General features: G+C 57.1%; 12 protein-coding genes. 3 read left to right on the top strand and 9 right to left on the bottom strand.

The annotated features are described in order from the left end of the window. Positions 1-58 precede the first annotated feature (58 nt). The 5 genes from H8K03_05580 to H8K03_05560 form a co-directional block, all read right to left on the bottom strand. Positions 59-2,002: an adenylate/guanylate cyclase domain-containing protein gene (locus H8K03_05580; GenBank protein ID UVT21382.1), complete on the bottom strand. Its 1,944-nt coding sequence runs from the start codon at positions 2,000-2,002 to the stop codon at positions 59-61. A 76-nt stretch (positions 2,003-2,078) separates the two neighbouring features. After that, positions 2,079-4,466: a CHAT domain-containing protein gene (locus H8K03_05575; GenBank protein UVT21381.1), complete on the bottom strand. Its 2,388-nt coding sequence runs from the start codon at positions 4,464-4,466 to the stop codon at positions 2,079-2,081. A gap of 19 nt (positions 4,467-4,485) precedes the next feature. Further along, positions 4,486-6,249: a ShlB/FhaC/HecB family hemolysin secretion/activation protein gene (locus H8K03_05570; protein UVT21380.1), complete on the bottom strand. Its 1,764-nt coding sequence runs from the start codon at positions 6,247-6,249 to the stop codon at positions 4,486-4,488. Positions 6,250-6,284: 35 nt separating this feature from the next. Then, on the bottom strand, positions 6,285-9,344 hold the full coding sequence (locus H8K03_05565; GenBank protein ID UVT21379.1) for a filamentous hemagglutinin N-terminal domain-containing protein: 3,060 nt from the start codon (positions 9,342-9,344) through the stop codon (positions 6,285-6,287). 113 nt (positions 9,345-9,457) lie between these two features. Beyond that, entirely contained in the window at positions 9,458-11,224 is a 1,767-nt protein-coding gene (locus H8K03_05560) for a C-type lectin domain-containing protein (protein ID UVT21378.1), read from the bottom strand. Positions 11,225-11,551: 327 nt separating this feature from the next. Between H8K03_05560 and H8K03_05555 the strand changes: the two genes are divergently transcribed. Continuing rightward, entirely contained in the window at positions 11,552-12,340 is a 789-nt protein-coding gene (locus H8K03_05555; protein UVT21377.1) for a 3',5'-cyclic-nucleotide phosphodiesterase, read from the top strand. A gap of 50 nt (positions 12,341-12,390) precedes the next feature. Here the strand turns inward: H8K03_05555 and H8K03_05550 are convergent, their stop codons facing one another. The 4 genes from H8K03_05550 to H8K03_05535 form a co-directional block, all read right to left on the bottom strand. Beyond that, positions 12,391-13,146 (bottom strand): alpha/beta fold hydrolase, encoded by a 756-nt coding sequence (locus tag H8K03_05550; protein ID UVT21376.1) that lies wholly within the window; start codon positions 13,144-13,146, stop codon positions 12,391-12,393. Between the two features lie 73 nt (positions 13,147-13,219). Then, a complete protein-coding gene (locus H8K03_05545; GenBank protein UVT21375.1) occupies positions 13,220-14,545 on the bottom strand; it encodes a hypothetical protein in 1,326 nt (441 codons plus the stop codon). A 10-nt stretch (positions 14,546-14,555) separates the two neighbouring features. Further along, positions 14,556-15,356 carry a bifunctional hydroxymethylpyrimidine kinase/phosphomethylpyrimidine kinase gene (thiD, locus tag H8K03_05540; GenBank protein ID UVT21374.1) on the bottom strand — a complete coding sequence of 267 codons (801 nt, stop codon included), beginning with the start codon at positions 15,354-15,356 and terminating at the stop codon, positions 14,556-14,558. Positions 15,357-15,363: 7 nt separating this feature from the next. Then, positions 15,364-16,329, bottom strand: coding sequence for a hypothetical protein (locus H8K03_05535; GenBank protein UVT21373.1), 966 nt, complete (start codon positions 16,327-16,329; stop codon positions 15,364-15,366). Positions 16,330-16,599: 270 nt separating this feature from the next. Here H8K03_05535 and H8K03_05530 point away from each other — a divergent pair, with 270 nt between their 5' ends. After that, positions 16,600-17,748 carry an agmatinase family protein gene (locus tag H8K03_05530; protein UVT21372.1) on the top strand — a complete coding sequence of 383 codons (1,149 nt, stop codon included), beginning with the start codon at positions 16,600-16,602 and terminating at the stop codon, positions 17,746-17,748. A 287-nt stretch (positions 17,749-18,035) separates the two neighbouring features. Then, positions 18,036-19,340, top strand: a complete 1,305-nt coding sequence (locus H8K03_05525; protein UVT21371.1) for an ammonium transporter — start codon at positions 18,036-18,038, stop codon at positions 19,338-19,340. Positions 19,341-19,444: the final 104 nt, after the last annotated feature.

The raw sequence follows: 19,444 nt of genomic DNA, 5'->3' as shown, positions 1-19,444 counted from the left end.
TGTTCCCCTCTTGGAATGTTGGTCTTGAGGTTCGCTCCGAGTCTGTTCGATGTACGGATTACTCTCTCGGCTCCTTTGCACACGCCGTGGTGACGATACGGTAGGCCAGCAAAGACTCCGTTTTTCCTTTGAGGCGCACCTCTCCGATACATTCCAATTGAAAACGGTTGCCGAGCAGCTGAGCGGTGCTCTCGCTGATCAAGATCCGACACGGGCGACGCCCCTGTGGTTCTGCAATAGCCTCCCTGCTGAACGTTTCTAAGTGCGCTGCGGTATTGACCGTGTCGCCGATGGTGGTATATTTCATGCGCTGAGCGCTCCCCACACATCCGGCCAGCAGGGGACCGGTATGGATTCCGAGGCGCATGCCCACCGTTGGGAGACCGTTCCGTTCATGTTCCTCGTTCAGTCTGAGCATGTGCTGTTCCATCGCCAGCGCACAGGTCACTGCGTTGACCGCATCGGTGGCCACTTCTTCCTTGGAATCTCGCTTCAGCGGGACACCAAAGTTAGCCTTAATTGAATCGCCTGCATAGTCGTCGATAACCCCTCCATGGTCCATAATGACTTTCGTCATGGAATCCAAGTAGGAATTGATCCAATCCATTAAGGCCTGCGGAGACATCGTTTCCGAAACGGCCGTGTACCCTTTGAAGTCCGAAAATAATACAGTAGCGAAGAGATCCTGCGGCCGTGGGCGTCCGCCCTCGAACAGTTGGTCTCTGTCCTGCCATATCTTGTCGGCGACCTCGCGCGAGACGTGCCGTGAAAACAGTTGCATCAAAATGGTCCGATCCTTCCGTTCTCGAGCCAGGGTCGAGGCCACGACCATCGCGATCGCCAGAAACCAGGTAAAGGTGGCAGGGATCTCAGGCACCCACCATCCATACCAGAATAGTGTGATGACCGACACGGTCATGAGTACGAGCCCTCCGAGAGTGATAACCGAAAAGCGCCAGGCGGATCGTGCTAAACTCCCAAATGCTCCTCCGAGCATCCCCCATACCAGCGTCCAGGCGATCTCAGCAGTTTCGCTCATCGCCTGGATCGGTCTGCGGCCATCAATCGCGGCGGCGAGTAATTGCTCCGTAATGATCCCATGCATGAGAACACCGGGGAATTGGTCACTACCCCGCAATCCGTAGCGAACCGGGATGTGGAACACATCCGGCACGCTCTCAGCCGTGACGCCGATCATGACGACCCGTTCCGTGAGATAACGGGCTTCAACCCGTCCGGCAAGCAGATCGGTCAGCGAAAAGGTGTATAACGGCTTGGCTGCTCCGCCGAAATCCAACAAGATCTGGTATCCGGCATCATCTGCATTCACATAACCTCCATCTGAAGAGGCGAACGGCTTCAGTGTGGTTTTTCCTAAGCGAATCCACTCCGACACTGCCGGGTCTTGTTCCGGGATAACTCCATCCCCCGCCAGATACAGCATGGCGAGCCTGAGGGCATAGGCATAGGCGACATCATCGCCGTCGTCTTGGAAGAGCAAAGCCCGGCGTATGAGTCCGTCATGATCGACCAGGATATCGTTGAATCCCACTTGCCCGCTTCCTTCCAGCACCCGTGGTGGAGGGATGCGGGCCACTGTGCCGCCGCCAAGTTGCGAAATCATGATGATTTGGGGATGCTTGGGTAGCAGCGCGGTAAGTTCGTCATGTCCGGGGGGAACTTCGATGTCGCGGTACAGGTCCACTCCGATTGCCCGTGGGCGGTATTCGACAAGGATGCGGAGCGTATGCGCAAGGGTCTCATCTGTGATCGGCCAGCGTCCCTGCCGACGAATATCCTCCTCGGAAATGGCGATGTACGTAATTCGTGAATCGCTGCCGGTCGTTGCCGGTCTCGATCGGAGAAGCCAATCGTACACACTGAGCTCCAGATGTTGGAGGAGGCCGGTGCTGCGTACCCCGAGGATGACCAGCCCACAAAGAAAGCCGGTCACAAGGGTCATGGCAAACGGTAGGTAGACGGTTTTCAGCACGCTTTGCATGGAGGAAAATACACGAGTGCGAAGCCGGCAAGCCTGTTCATCGCAAAAGTACCAAGACGCCCGTACTCTATCCTATTTAGAGCCAGTTGTTCAGCAGAAGAAAGGGTGACCAATAGATCGGATGCTGGAAATCAGGATTCTCCATCAATTTCAGCTGTGCCTTCTGAAGGGCCACGGCTTTTGAATTGCCCGGATCCTTCATGTGGCGATAGAATTCCACAACCAACGCCGACGAAGCCTCGTCGTTCACGAACCAAAGCGTGGCGAGTGCGCTGCGGGCTCCCGCTTTGATCGCAATCCCCGCCAAGCCGAGCGCCGCACGGTCGTCTCCAGCTGCAGTCTGGCAAGCGCTGAGGCTCAACAGTTCGAGCGGTTGGTCCCGAAACCTGAAAAAGCCTATGATCTGGCTCAATCGGTCCATCGTGAGTTTCCCATCGAACGTCAGCAGGAAACTGTTCTTCGCGTCGCGCTCGAATTTCCCGTGGGACGCAATGTGCACGATTGTAAACGGGCTCTCCTTCATCGCTCGTTCCAGCTGAGGCACTCGGAAATCCTGGTTCAGGAGGCGATGCGTCTTGTAGAGCCCGCCGATCGTCTCCAACTCTTCCGCTGCTTTCGGGAGCGGCGGGAATCCTTGAACGCCTTCTGTGAGACCGGCGGAGAGTACTTCGATCCCCTCGCGGCCGAGCGGCTTTGGATCGGTCAGATTCAGGCCGGGAGTCGTCGCCACTGCATACTTGGCGATGAGGAACTGCTTCCCATCGTGCAATGCCGAGAATGGAATCATGCGGAGTGGCCCGTCCGGCACGACCACCAGCGTGTTGATGTCGAATTTCGCGAACTCCGGCTCGAGCGGCCGTAGTAAGAGATCGTAGAGACGCTGGCCTTTGCGAAGGTATTCGCGGGTCGTTTCCTTTTGCAGCAGTCGGCGGAAGGCCACGGCTTCCGCCTTGAGTTCCTCTTGCTGGATAGCCACGGTGATACGATGCATCCCGTCGGGCAGGCTGACCAGCAGTTCCGTTCGATCCGGCAAGATGATAGGGTAGAAAATCGCCGCCTGGCGCGAGACATCTTCCAGCTTTGTCTGGCGGGTTTGAAACGCGTCGACGCACTCATCGGCAAAGTAGTCGCGCAGCTCGGCCGTTTTGAACAGCTCGATGGCCTCGCGCGCCTTGATGAGATAGGGTTGTGCTTCTTCTCGAGTCGTAGTCGTGCCAGAACGTCGGAGCAGCAGGTCCGCCAGTTCGAAGTACAGCCGACCACCGGCTTCCCTGAAGGATGCTGTCGACAGCGCGGTGCCGGCAGCCATTTCAGGACGCAACGTTTGAACGAGGTCGGCGGCGCGCTGGTACGATACGATCGCCTGATCGATCTTGTCCTGAGCCCTCAAGACACGGCCCAACTGCCATTCCCACTGATACAGGGACTCCGGGGCATGCACCTGTTGGGCATAGCCGATGGCAAGTCGTGTGAGCAGCAGTGTTTCGTCGTAGCGTCGGTCGAGCTCATACAGGTGGCCTCGATACCCAAAGGCATAAGAGGCGGCGCGCACGTCGCCGACCGACTTGGCGACCTCGCCGGCTGCTTCGAGGGCCGCGGCCGCTTGCAGACGCAAACGCCCGCCGGAATCCGGGAGCTGGGCGTGGAGGTTCTCGAACCCCAACCCGATTGAAATCAGGTCATAGGCCTTGTCGTGCGAATCCGGAAAGCGATGCACCTGCGATAGCGCCTCGTCGAACAACTTCCGCGCCTCTTCCCACTCTCTCATCCGGACTGCCACTTTGCCGCCGTTGATCGTCGCCGCCGTCAATAGTGTTTCTGCATGCGCTGATGCTGCTAGGCGCCGCGCTTCCGAATAGGAGGCCAATGCGTCTTTGTCCTGTTGGAGTGCGCTCTGGACGGCACCAAGCGAATGGACAATCGAGGCCACTCGAATCTGATCGCCTGCTTCGCTTGCCAACTGTTGGGCAGTCTGCAGCGTGTCCAACGCGGCGTCCGGACGTCCTCCCGCCAGATAGGCCTGACTAAGCAGTTCCATCGCCGCAGCCTGACGAGAACGGTCGTTCCCCTGGGTGAGAACGACGACCACATCGAGATTCTGTGCGGCAAGGTTATGGAATCCCAGCGAGAGATAGGCTCGTGCCAGCGCAACACGGGCGTCGCTCTCCTCTACAACACGCCCGGCGTCGTGAGACGCCCGGACCGCCTGTTGCCAGATCTCGGCTGCCTGCTCGAAGGCCCCACGTCTGAAGGTATCGTACCCTTCGTGCAGTAGGGATCCATGCGGAAAAGAAGGTTCGGTTTCTATCTCGTGAGCTGGTGCGGACGAGGAGGCCAGCAATGGGATGCACAATGTGACAATGGCGATACCGATCTTTGCGACTGGGGCGCACCATCCATGACGGCGGAGAATGCCCGCACGGGTTTGTGTGCAGGCGTATTGGGGCGAGAAGGGGTCGTTCATGGTCATCTCCTCCATCCCGTTAGAAGGGCTGCAGGACCAGCTGCAGATGTATGCCATGATCCTGCAAGTTGCCTGTCGTGATATACGGAGGATCATTGGCTCCCGAACCTCTCAACCGATATCCCCAATAGATTTCAAAGTAGCCTTGATTTTTGGGGAGGAAGGCGGTCCGCAGCCCCACACCCACGCTCATCAGACTCCTGGGGTCTTCGTTTGAGCCCTTGGCGGCCCAGGCCCTTGCATAATCGAAGAACGGGGCGACTTGTATCAAATCCTCCCTGGCTCCGAATACCCATCGGGCTATGGGAAAACGAGGCTCGATCGAGAAGAGAAACGCATTATCCCGCAGCAGGCTGATCTCGCGATAGCCTCGCACACTGTAGCGCCCGCCGATCGGCATCTGTTCGAGAGGGAACAATCGATCGTTGGTCAACTGTAAGTCCATGCGGCCCAGCAGCTGCGTGCCCGCATACTGGTCAAATCGGTGCAATCCTTGAAGTTGCCCAACCCAGGAAAAGTAGCGGCCATCGGCAACCGGGCCAGAATTGATTGTCGCATCCAGCACGTCCAATCCCACGGAGAAACGCGAGCGCACCCCGACGATGGAGTCCTGCGTCCGATAGGTCCAATCTTGGAGAAACCGCAACGCGGCTACGTTCGCGACGCCGTTTTGATAACCGGCGAAGAAGTCGAACGGCTGGCCCAGCAGCAGATTCTTATTGTACAGATAGTCGCCCTGCACGCCGAGATTCACCTGATGATTGAGCGTGCGATACACCGGTTGTTGCAGCGCGACACTGAAGATCTCGGTATGGCCTTCGATGTCCAGCGCCTTAAAGGGCTCGGTGACCACTTTGAAATCGGAGCGACGGTAGGCGATAGCCAGGCTGGTATCGTAGGCAGTGATCGGGAGAACATACGAAACGTTGATCAACGGCAACACACCGGTCGTGTTGTTTATGGGAATCGATTGCCCGTAGGTAAACTGCAGCCGGTCTCCGTTCCCGGTCAAACTCTCGTGGGCGAGAGTCGCAAGCAAGCGTTCCGCCCTGACCGCCGGCGATTGAAAATTGTTGAACTCCAGCCAGGCTTTGAACGGCCGAGACTCCGATACCCGCACATTCAGTTCACTTTGACCTCGCGCGACGCCTCGACGGAGCTCGGAATTGATGCGTTGTATACGTGGATCTTGTTGGAGAAGCTGCAATCGCTCTTGCAGCGTGTAGATATTGACCGGCGGCCCGGCACCGAGTGCAATGCGGCGACGATAATAGCCAGGCCACAACCACCGTGCGCCTTCGACGTGGATCTCCGCCAGCGTGCCTTCGATGATTTGAATTTTGATAAGACCATCGGTCACGGCCTGGTCGGGAATCACCGCTCCGGACGTGACGTAACCCCGTTGAACGTAGAGCAGCGTCACTGCGGACCGCAAGCTTTCCAGGTCCTCGGTCGTGACCTCGCGCTTCGTATATGGTGCCGCCACAACCTGCAGTTCTTGCACGGTTAAGACCGTATGACCTTCGAATTGGAATTCCCGCGCGAAGACTCTAACAGGTGGGAGGCGTTCTTGCGTCTCGGTGGGAGGCATTGGAGCGGCCGGTTCCATCGGCGCGAGCTTCGGGGAGGGCGGCTCGTCTTTAAGCGATGGAATTTCGCGTGATCGCCCGCCTGGATCGACGATTGGAGGGAGAAACACTTGTGCCGACGCGGATTGTGCCACAAGGCAGACGATCATGACGATCACCACAACCCACGGCAACCGCCGTCGACCCACACGCACGGAGCCTCGCTCCATTGCGTGGTGGAGTTTCCTGCTCATGACGAACAGGCGGCGTTATCTGAGAAGAGCGTGACTGACGAAGGCATCTCCTTCTCAAACAGTCGACGCAATCGGATCCCTGATATTCCGGTCGACGGCTTGCCATGTCGCAGCTCGGAATGTTCGGATGTCATGGGCAGGTAGGGACTCGCGAGTAATCCATCGGGTCCGGCAGGGATGCCGTCACGTCCGCGTTCGACGAAGCTGCTGGTTGCTCCCTGCGCCAGCTTCGCCGCGCAGGCGGCCCGTAGCAGCGTCTGAACCGCCAACAAGGACTCCGGCAGTTGCGCGACCACGCTGGATAGGTTGTTGATCGCGGCGTTGATTTGCACCGTGCCGCTGACCCCGAGTGTGGAAGTCGCGTCCACGATGCTGGAAGGATCGGCAAGAAAGAGACCGGCGGTCACGTCGATGGCTCCTCCGGATCCGGCAAACGCCTGGGCCAGAATCTCGCTATTCTGGAGAATCACGAACTGCGGATCGATCCGAATATTGCCCCCATTACTGTCTCCAGCAGCGCCGGCGACGGAGGTACTAATCGGGCTCTCGATCAACCGGATCATATCCGGCGCGTTGATGGTAATCTGTCCGCCGCTGGCATGGCTGGCTTCCGTCGTTACAGAGCTGTGCTCCATGAGAAATGTCGAGCCGCTGTTAATCACGATATTGCCTGCGTTGCCGTGGCCAACCACCTGTTCGACCAGCTGGCCGTTCGCGTCCAACACAAGGTTGGTTACTGTAAGCGGCGCATTGCTGTTCGCCGTAATTAAGCTGCCGTTGGAAAGTTGCACGCTGTGAGCGGTAATGGAGACGTCTCCACCATGGTTTGCCTCCGCCGATGTGGCGATAGTGCTCGCGTCACTTGTGAAGCGGCCCGCAGCCGTGATGACAACATTTCCTGCCGTGCCCGACGCCTGCGTCGTTCCGTCTGGGTGGGTGATGACCTCCGTCCCGGTGCTGGCACTGCTGATGCTGCTGCCATTGGCAAGGCTTAGTGTGCCGACGTTCATCGTAATGTCGCCGGCCCGGCCAGACTCAGACGTGCTGCTATTGATCTTGGCATCGTTCAAAAGGCGTACAATTCCCACGTTCAGCACCACGTCTCCGCCTCTGCCGCTACTGCTGGTACTGCTCGCGATAGAAACATTATTCATGGTTAACTGATTTGCCGTGATCGCCACCTGCCCCGCGTTCCCAGCGGCGGACAAACTCGTGATGCGAGCCTCGCTGGAAATAGCAAGCGTGTCCGCATCGATGGTCACATTTCCTCCCGCACCTGTGTTGATCGAAGTGCCGGTTTGGATCACGGCACCCTCCCTCAGGATGACCGTCTTAGCATGCACCGCCACGTCACCGGAACGAGCCGTACCAATTGTATCGGAGACGATGCCGGAATTTGATCCTGAAAGGTCGACAGAATCCGCCATGCTCCCCGCTCCCGACAGCCCTTGCACCTTGACTGTGGCAGCCGCTGGAGCATTAGGATCCGCGCTGCCGGTGGAAGTCAAAATGGTCGCCCCACTGGAAAGTGTGGCATGCTGGACGCTTACGACGATATCTCCTCCGCGACCCACGTCCGTCGCTTGCGCGTTGACGGTGGTGGCTGCTCCATCCATCGTCAAAGCTTTGGACAGGATGGTCACTCGTCCTCCCGCACCGCTTCCAAACGTCTGAGTCGATAGGCTGCTGTCACCGGAGAGGGAAACCGACTCCGCCGCGCCGAATTCCGCGCCCGACAGCCCTTGGATCGTCACATTGCCACCCTGGCCTAACCCAGGGGTGAAGTTCTGACTTTGGCTTTGGATTAAGGACCCACCCATGAGGTCAACTGCCCTCACATTCAGGACCACGTCCCCTCCAATGCCACCCCCGTCAACCGTTGCCGTCACGATCGATGCGCCATTCTCCATCGTGAGACTGTTGGCCTGAAGATGCACAGCTCCCCCATTCCCTAGTCCCGACGTGATCGTTGTGATGTTGGACCCATCCATCCTGAAGTTCCCAACAGTCATTTGCACATCGGCACCTGGCTCTGTTCCAGAATTTGCCGTTGCGATGGAACTACCGGGACTGAGCACTATCGTATCCGGCGGGGCGGGGGCCTCAGATGTGGAGAGGGTGGCCTCATTCACGGAGAGGACAAGCTGTCCGCCTTTGATGAAAACTGTGCCGGTACCATGGACATCGATGCTCGTACCCGAAGCAAGGGAAACCGACCCACTCGAGGTAAACGAGGTCCCGTCCACATTGGGAAGTGAACCGAGCGCCGTGACGTCGAATTCCCCTGGAGAAACAGCGCTGGCAAGATTGATGGTGCCGTTCGGCGCAGAGAGTTGCGCTCCCCCTTCGATCACGACTTTTCCGCCGACCAGCGAGATCGCTTGCCCTGATGGCACGGAAAGGGCACTGCCCTGGATTGTGATTGTGGCATTCGGGTCGGGCGCTGTAAGAAAACCGTATCCAGCAGGGGAGGCCGAGAGAAATTCAAAGGCGGACGCGTCGATCGTGAGAAGACTGTTGGCCAACCCATCGTTGGCGGGGTTGGCATAAAAATTTGCACTGCTGACCCCGTCGAATAGCCGGATGTACTGTGCGGTCGAGAAACTGACCGATCCGCCGACGTTGAGCGAAGCCCCTGGTCCCAAGATGATGCCGGATGGATTCATCAAGAACAGATTCGCGCTGCCAAAACCGGTGGTTTGAATCGTGCCATCGATGTTCGAGATGTTGCCGCCTGTCACACGGCCCAGGATGTTCGAGGTCGGGAGCCCCGTATTGTTGAGAAAGTTGGCGAGATCACCGCCTCCCACACTGAAGTTTCCAAAGCTGTGAAGGAGATTGGGACCATTGCCTGGCCTGGTGCCTCCAGTGATGTTATACGAATTGCTGACCTGATTGACCTGTGTGTTTAGGCCGGAGGAGGTAATGTCCGTAGTGATCTGCGTGTCACCAACTGACGGTGACATCGGAATCACGGCAAGCATGAGGAGGAACGCCCACTGAGCGGGATGTCTTCTGGATGATGGATGGCGCGAGGGCGGCTTGCGTGCATCCATATTCCCCTCTCGTTCATGCGATGTGGGGAGCACCCGTGCTGCCCACATCGCTCAGAATAACCGTCTGTCTCGCGGAAATCTCACCCGTCAGTCCGACAGAACAGTAGATCCACCTATGGAATCACCATGTGAACTCTTTTGGCAACAAAACCTTGAGTTCCTACGTTTCCGTTGAGGTCATTCCAGCCCCACCCATAGCGATTATCCAAGGTCACATGGTTCTCGTTACCGAGATTGTTCGGCTCATTGTCCGGACCCGTGGAGGTAGTTCCCCAGATCGCATACCCCGCGGATACGCCGTTGTTGTAAAAGACGAAGCCGTCAGTAGCCCACCGCCAAGTACCGCCGGGCTCCTGCGATCCGCTTGGTTGTTCCCCTGCGATCCAGTAATCATGAGTGCCAGAAAGTTCTCTAGGATTAGGTGGTAAGAGGCCCTGGATGAATTCCTGTTCTCCTTGCGAAGTGATTGTGGTCAAGTCCCACCCCGGACCCAGACCTTGGGCTTGCGCTCGTGCGGCATTCCACGTCACGCCAGGTAGGTTGATCACACGATACTCATGACCGTTATATATCGCCCCACCAGTGTTATTGAATGTGCAATCTACATTGCCACTCACCTCGACCACAACACCCGTTGTGGGTCCCCCCTCGCCGCACGAAGAAGTGGTCAAAGACCACCCGGACAGCGGATTTTCGGTGATATTGTAGGTCCCTGGCTCCACCGTAACGACGATTGACTGCGAATTTTGACCGCCCATTGAGATCGTCTCGGTCGACGCAGAAGGTCCGCCGCTGATATGGAAGGTAAAGGTATCGCTCGTCACTTGGCCCGTATTCTTGATGATCGTGATCGTGCCGCCAGGCTCGGCGGGCACGGCGCCCGCCGCTGCAGCAGCCACCAATTCCGCCTGCACGTCGTCTTCGACGACCTCGTCAATCTCCTCCTGAATCTCAGGACAGGTCCCTCGACCAGCCGCCTTTAGCAACCGATGGAGCTGAGCCCTCAGCCCTTGCTGGATCTTGAGAAGCGGGCCCTTCGTGGCCAACCACTCGTTGAGTTTGTTGACATCGTTCTTCGCCGTGGGGTCCAGCGCACGCATCTGCGCATACAGGCCCGGCGGAATCGGGATCACCTGCGTGAGGGGATGACAGGTGCCTCCGGCGGCTATCACGCTGTCGGACAGCACCAACTTGTCGGCGCCAGCCACGGTGATGGTGAACGTCTGCGTGATCGTCGGAGCGCACCTGCCGCTGCCCGTATTGCAATTCTGCCGGACCACGGTTGCCGGACTAGTCTTCGTGACGCTCCCATTAAGATTGTTGGTTGTGGGGGTTGCCAACACACCGGTATCAATCCCCGACCCCAGTTGGACAATTGCGCCGGCGAAGTTTCCACTGCCGATTTGTCGAAGCCTATTCCCCACGATGTTCTCGGTAGGGGAGGGACCAGGGGGATCGAAGTACCCGGCCATCCCATAGCCCCACGAATAGTCGCCCGCGGGATTCCCGCCGCCGGCATTGTACGTATGCGTGACGACGACCGTGGTTGTCTTCGTGCCTGCCGTCACCACCGGCGTGAAGGTGATTCCGGTCAACTTCAGCAGGTCGAGACTGTTCGCGGCGCTGTTGTCGCCAATCATTATTCTGGCCTTGTTCGTCGAAGAGACGTCCCCCACGGTCCAGTTACCGTATCGACCGGGAGGAATAAACGAACAGAGGTTATAGCCCGAGGTACAAGCCGCTGATGTTGTAGTAATTTGAACAGTCGTCCCATCGATCGTCACGGTCAGTGCTTCCGAAGGCAGGGGCGCCATCAGTTCTCCAATGGCTCCGACGAGCAGCAGATTCGGCATCAACCCAACCCACCGGAGATACTTCATAGAGACCTCCCACCTTAGACAACTCGTTTCGGGGTGATCGCACTGCCTGGCCCATCTGAAGAACAACTCCACCAATCATGTAGTCAATCAGCGCTAGAAAAATACTGCAAGGTAGGCCGAACGGCCTGAGAATTATGGACCTAGAGTGGCGGACATTAGCCCCATTTAAATGCATTTGCAACCACTAACATTGAGATACCAAAGCTGGTATGTGGGACTCGCCGGATTTTTTCAGGAGAATCGACTGATAACTGACGGAGAGAAGCTCACCGTGGTATGGTGCGGTTTTAGGGCGGAGCACATCTCCTCAAATAATCGAGGTATTACATGAAGATACGTGTGTTGGGTTGCCACGGGGCGGATTGTCTCGCGGAGGCAGCGGGTAGGCTAGTCCGTCAGGAGAGTTGTGGATTCCTCATCGATGATTCCGTGCTACTGGATGCTGGAACGATCGGAACGCGACTCACATTAGCGGAGCAGCGACGTATCCGGTTCGTGCTCCTCAGCCACCTTCATTTTGATCATATCAAGGGCCTTCCGCTACTGGTCGATAATCTAGCCGAAGGGTTCCTTGCTCCTGTTATCGTGGCGGCCACTGAACCGGTGATTCAAGGGTTGATCGACCATGTGTTTAACGACCAGGTCTATCCGAATTTTTTCAAGCTGCCACATCGAGAACATCCGGTCTTGCAAGCCCAAGTTCTCCACCCCGGAAAACCGGTCATGCTGGGCCATCTCGAAGTCATTCCCATTCCGGTCAACCATACAGTCCCCACCGTGGGATATGTCGTGAAAGACCGGGGAGCTGCCCTGCTCTATAGCGGTGATACCTATCAGACGGAGGAGATTTGGAGCCTGGGCAGGATGATCCCCGAACTCAAGGCCGCCTTCCTTGAATCATCCTTTCCTGACGAACTGGGGGAATTAGCACAAAAATCCAAACACCTCACCCCCTCGCTGTTCCTCAAAGAGTTTCAAAAACTCGAGCGTCCCGAACTGCCCATCTACGCCTATCACATGAAGCCCGAATTTCGTAACCAGATTGAAGAGCAAATTAGCCGGCTGGGTATCCAATGGGTGGCGTTTCTAGAGGAAGGTCAGATCATCACGGTATAATCTCACGCAAGATTTTTACTCTGGTTGGCTAGCTTCAGCATCCCGATCTCCTATCCGGTGAGATAGCTGTTCAACCAGTCAGCTATCACATTCGTCATCCGCATGAAGTCCGCCCCCTTCGTAAACTGATGGTCGGCTCCCTGCAGCATCTCAAGGTGCTTCTTGACCCGGAGCGCCTCATAGAGTCGGCGGCTTTGGTGCAGGGGGACATGTTCATCGTGGTCACCTTGCACGATGACGGTCGGAGCGGTAATGGATTGCGCGGGATCGTAGGCAATCTGCCGGAGGCAGTCTTCATAAAAGGCATAGCGAAGCTTAATCGCATCAGGCCCCCCCATGATGTTGGGGATGGTGTCGGTCGTCTTCCATTGCGCCATTCCTTCCTCTCCGAACTCCAGCCGTAGCTCTTCCGCAAAATCGACGACCGGACATTTGAGGGCAAGGCAAGCCAGGTCTGTCCGTTGTGAAGCCGCCAGAATCGAGACAAGACCGCCGAAGCTGGATCCCATCAGGCCGATGCGGCGATATCCCCTCTGTTTCATGAGATCCACGGCTGCGTGTGCTTGTTCGACCGCTAGGGTAACGGTGATCTGATCGAATGAACCCTCGCTTTCCGCTTGTCCAAAAAAGTCAAAACGGAAGGTGGCGATACCGTGGCCGATGAGCAGTCGTGTCAGTGCGTTGTTTGTCGAGCTGGTTTTCGATGACAAAAATCCGTGACACAGGATGGCGATTTTATCGGTCCCGCCGCTCGGCTCGGTCAAAATGGACGCTATTCGATGTCCGTGAGGACCGGGAAATGACATTCGTTCTTCCACGGGAGCGATTGTATCAGAGTCGGCTTGAGCGGTCAGCGTGAAGGTCGGCGAATCTGAATGGTTAGGCCGTGAGCTTCAACTCCTCGGGAGAAACGTGCGGGGTGACGAGAGCCTCTGGTTGTTTGGCCACGACCGCGGTCAATTTGGCCGAGAAGATCACGAAACTGGTCAAGATGAGGCCAAGACAAGACCAAATCGTCACTCGAATGTAGATGGAGCTCAGCGGCACATTCCAGGCCAGCGCCGCCAGGATGCCGAGTCCCATGGTTCCTAGGCAAAGGGCGGCGATTTGGACGGTTCTCCATCGATTCATGATTGCGGTGAGGTGCTCAAGATATGGGCCGCGTTTCTTGCTGTTAGAGATGCGACGGGCTGCCAAGGTAACGGGAACGAGGTGTGAGAAGGCGCCCATGACGGCGTTCACGACGAAGCCGACGAATGTCACATGTGTATAGGCGATCAAGTGCAGTTTGCCATAAGGCAACGTTTGGGGACTGGATAGGTTATTGGCTCCGACAAGCACACCCAGAATGATGGTGAACAGGAGAAAGAAGCCACTGATCAAGAGATGGTCCGAGGCGGCGCTGCCGCCATGGGTTGAGGAACGCCATGCACTGAACAAGTCGCCGATTAGAAGCGTTCCCCCAATGAAGAGGATAGCGCCGGCGGCCATTTCAACAAGGACGGACGAGTTCAGAAATCCGCCGATCAAAACAGTCACACCGATCGACATCATGACCATCACTGCCTGTGCAAGCCAGGGTCTCACGAGCGGAGTATTCCAGACCGTCGACAGGATGCGGTGCGTCATCCCGATAATGGCCAAGACTACAAAACCGAGCACAACAAGATGAATATGCGCGAGCCGCACATAGCCGTAAGATTCCGGCATGAGCCCAAATGCTGCGATTTCCCCAAAGGCTGATCCACTGACTAGGGCGAGGAGGGAGAGCGTGTAATAACATGAATATCCAAACGAAGCCGTCCACGTCTCGCGCACCCGACCCCAGATCGTGTGTATGACGGACAAGAATGCGGCGATGACCACGAATCCGGCGCCGCCCACGACCATGTCTTGATGCAGCCAGAAACCGACGAGCATTCCGATTACACCGCCGTTCATGGCCCAGAGCGTGAGGGGATGGGATGCCGATTCTCTTCGATCGACTGAGTGTAGTGGTGAAACAAGCAAGAGAAATCCGCCAAGCATGATCTGGGTTACCCCGCCGACCAGCACTGCGTGGACGTGGAGCGCCCGCACCCATGGCGGCAGTGGAGTGCCTCCGACCAGTCCGACCAGCATCGCCAACCCGAGGATCGAAGCGAGCGCCAGCCAGCCAAAACCGATGAAGCAAAACGTAAGTGGATGATAGCTTCGTGCGAACATTGTCCTGAACCTATCGCTCCAGGAAATAAAAATGATCGGTCGGGCCTTGGCCATGGCCGATCGCTAATCCATGCCGGATCGCCTCGGTGACGTAGGACTTCGCGGTCTGCGCCGCGTCTAAGACGGACCGCCCTTGGGCAAGATGAGCGGCCAATGCGGAGGCGAACGTACACCCTGTGCCATGGGTATGTCGGGTCTCAATGAACTCCCCCTTCAGGACGTTGAAAAATCTCCCGTCATAGAGCAGATCGGTTGCCCGTTCATTGAGGAGATGACCGCCTTTGATCAGCACATGCTTGCAGCCGAAGCCATGAATCACCTTGGCCGCTCGCCGGGCGTCCGCCAAAGATGTAATTTCGATCCCGGAAAGTTGTTGTGCCTCATGCACGTTCGGGGTCACGACCAAGGCGAGCGGAAGCAGTGTCGTCTTGACGGCCTCGACTGCATCCGGTCTCAAAAGAGGATGGCCGCTCTTGGAAATCATCACCGGATCGACAACCAGATTGGCCACGTGTTGGGGGGTCAGCATTTTCACGATGACGTCGACGACGGCAGCAGAAGACAACATCCCGGTCTTCACGGCGGCGACCTCGAAATCATCGAAGATCGCGTCGATCTGAGCCGCGATGATTGCGGACGGCAGTTCGAAGATATCCGTCACTTCTTCGGTGTTCTGAGCCGTGATGGCTGTAATCACCGACATGGCGAAGACGCCGTTGGCGGACATGGCTTTGATGTCGGCTTGGATTCCCGCTCCTCCTCCGGAGTCTGAACCAGCAATGGTCAGCACTTGTTTTAACGTATTCGACATATACCCTCTACGGTACAGCTTGCGCTGGTTCTGACGATGATCCGACTTTTAGCCCATCGATCACGAAGGAAGCGTCCCGTCTCGGCAATTTCTCGTGGAAGTGCAACGTGAACTGAGCGACCGAGACATGCGGAGAGCCGGTGAACGTGAGCACAGTCCGTTCCTTTCGGCGAGAGAAGAGTTCAAGCCCGCGCGTACAGAGTCCTTCCCGATTCTCCTCGACGCCTTGATGCCAGGCGGTTCCATGATCGTCCTTCAGCAGTGTGTCCTGCAAGTGACACAGGAGTTTTAGATCGCGCGGAGAATGATTTTCTATGGTCACGTCCACCTTCGTTCGCCCGTCCTGCTTTTCGATCGAAGTCACGACCAACTCGTAGTGTTCGTTCCGGTGCGTTCCGAGCCCAGCCGGCGGCGCCGACTCTTTCGGACTCTCGATGATCACGAGTGGTTGTGGCGCCGGCTCCTCCTTCTTGAAAAAGGCACTCAGGGGACCGGCTTTTGGAATGGTTCCGCGCGCAGCGCCGACCGGGTGGGCGTTCGACGGGCTGATGAGCTTCACGGAGACCTGCAGGCCCTCGGGAGTCTCGATTGCCATACCCTTCACAAATACGTCGGCGCGTATCGCTTTGGCCGCGCGCCGTAGGACTTTCGTATCAGCCGAGTCGAAGTGATCCACGTTCTGCTTTTTCAGTGTCGAGTATGTGAGCGTGCGGTCAACCACCGTTAGCTCCCCGCCCACCATGATCTGTGTCCCGAGCTCCTCGGCAATGAACCGTCCTATCGGAGTGGGCTCTCCGGTGGAATCGGTAAAGTCGAGAATCGCGAGCCGCTGCTTTTTGGCTTTGGCGGATTTTTCTGTCACCCCTTCCGCCAACTGTTTGAGGCTCTCCTCATAACCCGCTTCAGCCCACGAGGAAGTTGGATATGGGAACGGCAATATGAGGCTGAGGAGCAGGGCCAGAAGTCTGATCATACACATGAACTGTTGTCATTATACTCGGGACAGCACTGCTGTCTAGCGGGCCGTAAAAAGCGGTGTGTCATCGCCTCGATGGTTGAAAAAAGCGCGGGAGGTTTATCGGCGGGAGACCGTGATGATGGTCCGCTGGATGGGACATCATCTCCGTCAAGCGATGAATGGTCCTCACGTTGGGCACGCGCAATTCGTTGCTGATTTCCACCATGTAAATGGGTATTCTGTCCATTCTGTTTGTGTGAAACATCTCAGCAAGGAGGTATCTTCATGGCGAAGGAGCGAAAGTATCGCGGCGAAGTTCCCCTTCATGATCGATATGGTCCTGAGGCAAAGTATGCCGTCGAGGCGGAAGCACTGCTTCCGACCACCAAACACGAAGAGGAAATAGCGCGCGGCCTTCAATTGGGTCTTCCCGCTGCTGATTCGATCGTCGATCGCCGGATTCCCACGTTCAGCCGTGGCGAGCTTCCGCATTTCGCCGGAATCAACACGTTCGTGAAGTCGCCCTATGTGGAAGACGTTCGGAAGTGCGGCGAGTACGACGTCGCCATTCTCGGTGCGCCGTTCGACGGCGGCACGACCTACCGCTCCGGCACCCGGTTCGGACCTCAGGGTATTCGCAAGATCTCGGCGTTGTACGGGACCTATAGCTTCGAACTCGGCGTGGATCTGCGAGAATCGATGTCTATGTGCGATCTCGGCGACGTCTTTACCATCCCCGCCAACATCGAAAAGACATTCGACCAAGTCAGCAAAGGGGTCGGCCATGTCTATTCCAGCGGCGCGTTTCCCGTGGTGTTGGGAGGAGACCATTCGTTGGGCTTCGCGACGGTGAGGGGAGTGGCTCAGCATCTGAACGGTAAGAAGCTCGGCATCATCCATTTCGACCGGCATGTGGACACGCAGGATACCGATCTCGATGAGCGCATGCACACGACGCCTTGGTTTCACGCGACGAATATCCCCAACGTTCCCGCCAAGAATCTGGTGCAAATCGGGATCGGTGGCTGGCAGTCGCCGAGGCCGGGCGTGAAGAGCGGCCGTGATCGCCAAACGAGCATTATGACCGTCACGGATTGCGTGGAGATGGGAATCGAGAACGCCGCCAAACAGGCGCTGGAGGTGGCATGGGATGGGGTCGATGCCGTCTGGCTCAGTTTCGACGTGGATTGCTTGGATGCGGCCTTTGTCCCCGGAACAGGCTGGCCGGAGCCGGGGGGATTTTTACCTCGCGAAGTCTTGAAGTTCCTCCAAATTATCGCGGACGCGAAGCCGCTGGCAGGGATGGAGATCGTGGAATGTTCACCGCCCTACGACGCTGCTGAGATCACGAGTCTCATGGCCACGCGGGTGATCTGCGATGTCTTGGCATGTCAGGTGCGATCCGGACACCTGGCAGCGAGAAAGAAACGGTGAGGAACGAGACAAGCCGGCCCAAGCAAATCAATTGCTTATGGGCCGGCGTGGATAACGATCAGGACGTGTCGAGAGAGTTCTTCCGCTTCTAATGGTATAGTCAATCAACTGCAGGAGTTTCTTCCAGATCCCCATCCGCAAAGCCCTCTCCTCACTGATTGATACCGTTGCTCGGATGATGGAGCCCCTAGAACAAACCTTTGGTGGGGTTTGACAAGGGCGCTTGCAAGTGGGGTACACTGCGACCCCAATAGCCCCCATTACTCCTATTGTCCAAGGAGGACTCAATGCAGAACAGCTTCTGTTTGAAGGTGCTGAGCGCAGCAAGCCTGTTTCTCTTGTGTCTCACCGGCTGGGTCAGCGCCGAAGAGCCCGCGGGCGGAATCAATGAAGCGCGTCTGGTCGCACAGTACAATTACTCGATCCACATCCTGGCCATGTTGGTGGTCGGATTCGGATTTCTCATGGTGTTCGTCCGGAGGTATGGATTCGGGGCAACAACGGGCACCTATCTGGTCGTGGCGACCGGATTGCCGCTGTATATGTTTCTACGGGCCAACGGTCTGGTCGGGCATGGGTTGAAGGCGCATTCGGTGGAAACGCTGATGCTGGCCGAATTTTCCGTGGCGACCGCCCTGATCGCGATGGGGGCCGTGCTTGGAAGGCTACGCGTGTTTCAGTATGCGATACTCGCGCTGCTCCTGGTGCCCATTTATGCGCTGAACGAATACCTGGTGTTGGACAATGGCTCGGGGCTTACGAAGGGGTTTCAAGATTCCGCGGGATCGATCGTCATTCATGCATTCGGCGCATATTTCGGGTTAGCTGCCTCTCTGGTCATTACGACCGCCCAACAGCGGAGCCAGCCGATCGAGTCCGATCCCACGTCTGATCGTTTTGGCATGCTTGGGTCAATGGTGCTGTGGTTATTCTGGCCGAGTTTTGCGACGGCGATCGTGCCGTTCGAGCAAATGCCGCAAACCATCGTGAATACGATCCTGGCCCTGAGCGGCGCGACGCTCGCCACGTATTTTCTGAGCACCTATTTCCATAAAGGAAAAACTTCGATGGTGGATATGGCCAATGCGGCACTGGCCGGTGGGGTGTCCATCGGCTCGACCTGCAATCTCGTCGGGGCCGGAGGCGCGTTCACCATCGGTGTCTGCGCAGGTACCCTGTCGGTCATCGGCTACGTGTTCATTCAGCCCATGCTGGAATCTAAGATCAAGCTTGTGGATACCTGCGGCGTGCACAATCTACACGGGATGCCCGGGCTTCTGGGTGGACTCACGGCGATCTTCGTTGTTCCCGGCGTCGCCGGTGTACAACTGACCGGAATCGCTCTTACTCTGATGATCGCATTGATCGGAGGGTTCATTACCGGTGCACTGATCAGAGCGACCGGCACGACGGAACAGGCTTATGAAGACAGCCATGAGTTTTCCCATGTGCCGGGTCCGGAAAGTGAACGAAAGGTTGAAGAGCTGGCGCTGGGAGCAAAGGCCGATATCGAGGCACTGCAGAAGGCACTGCTCACTCGGACGGCGGCACAAATACATTCCGGAAGGGAAGAACCAAGACCGATTGCCTAACTCAGCTTCATCTCATTTGGCAGCTTGTCACGAGACTGCCGGTAGGTGAAGCGGGAGAGGCCGTTACCCTGTGTTTTCCAAGTGAGGCAACGGCTTTTATTCAT

Source organism: Nitrospira sp. (assembly GCA_024760545.1).
Taxonomy (GTDB): Bacteria; Nitrospirota; Nitrospiria; order Nitrospirales; family Nitrospiraceae; genus Nitrospira_D.
This window is presented reverse-complemented; position numbering and strand designations above follow the sequence as displayed.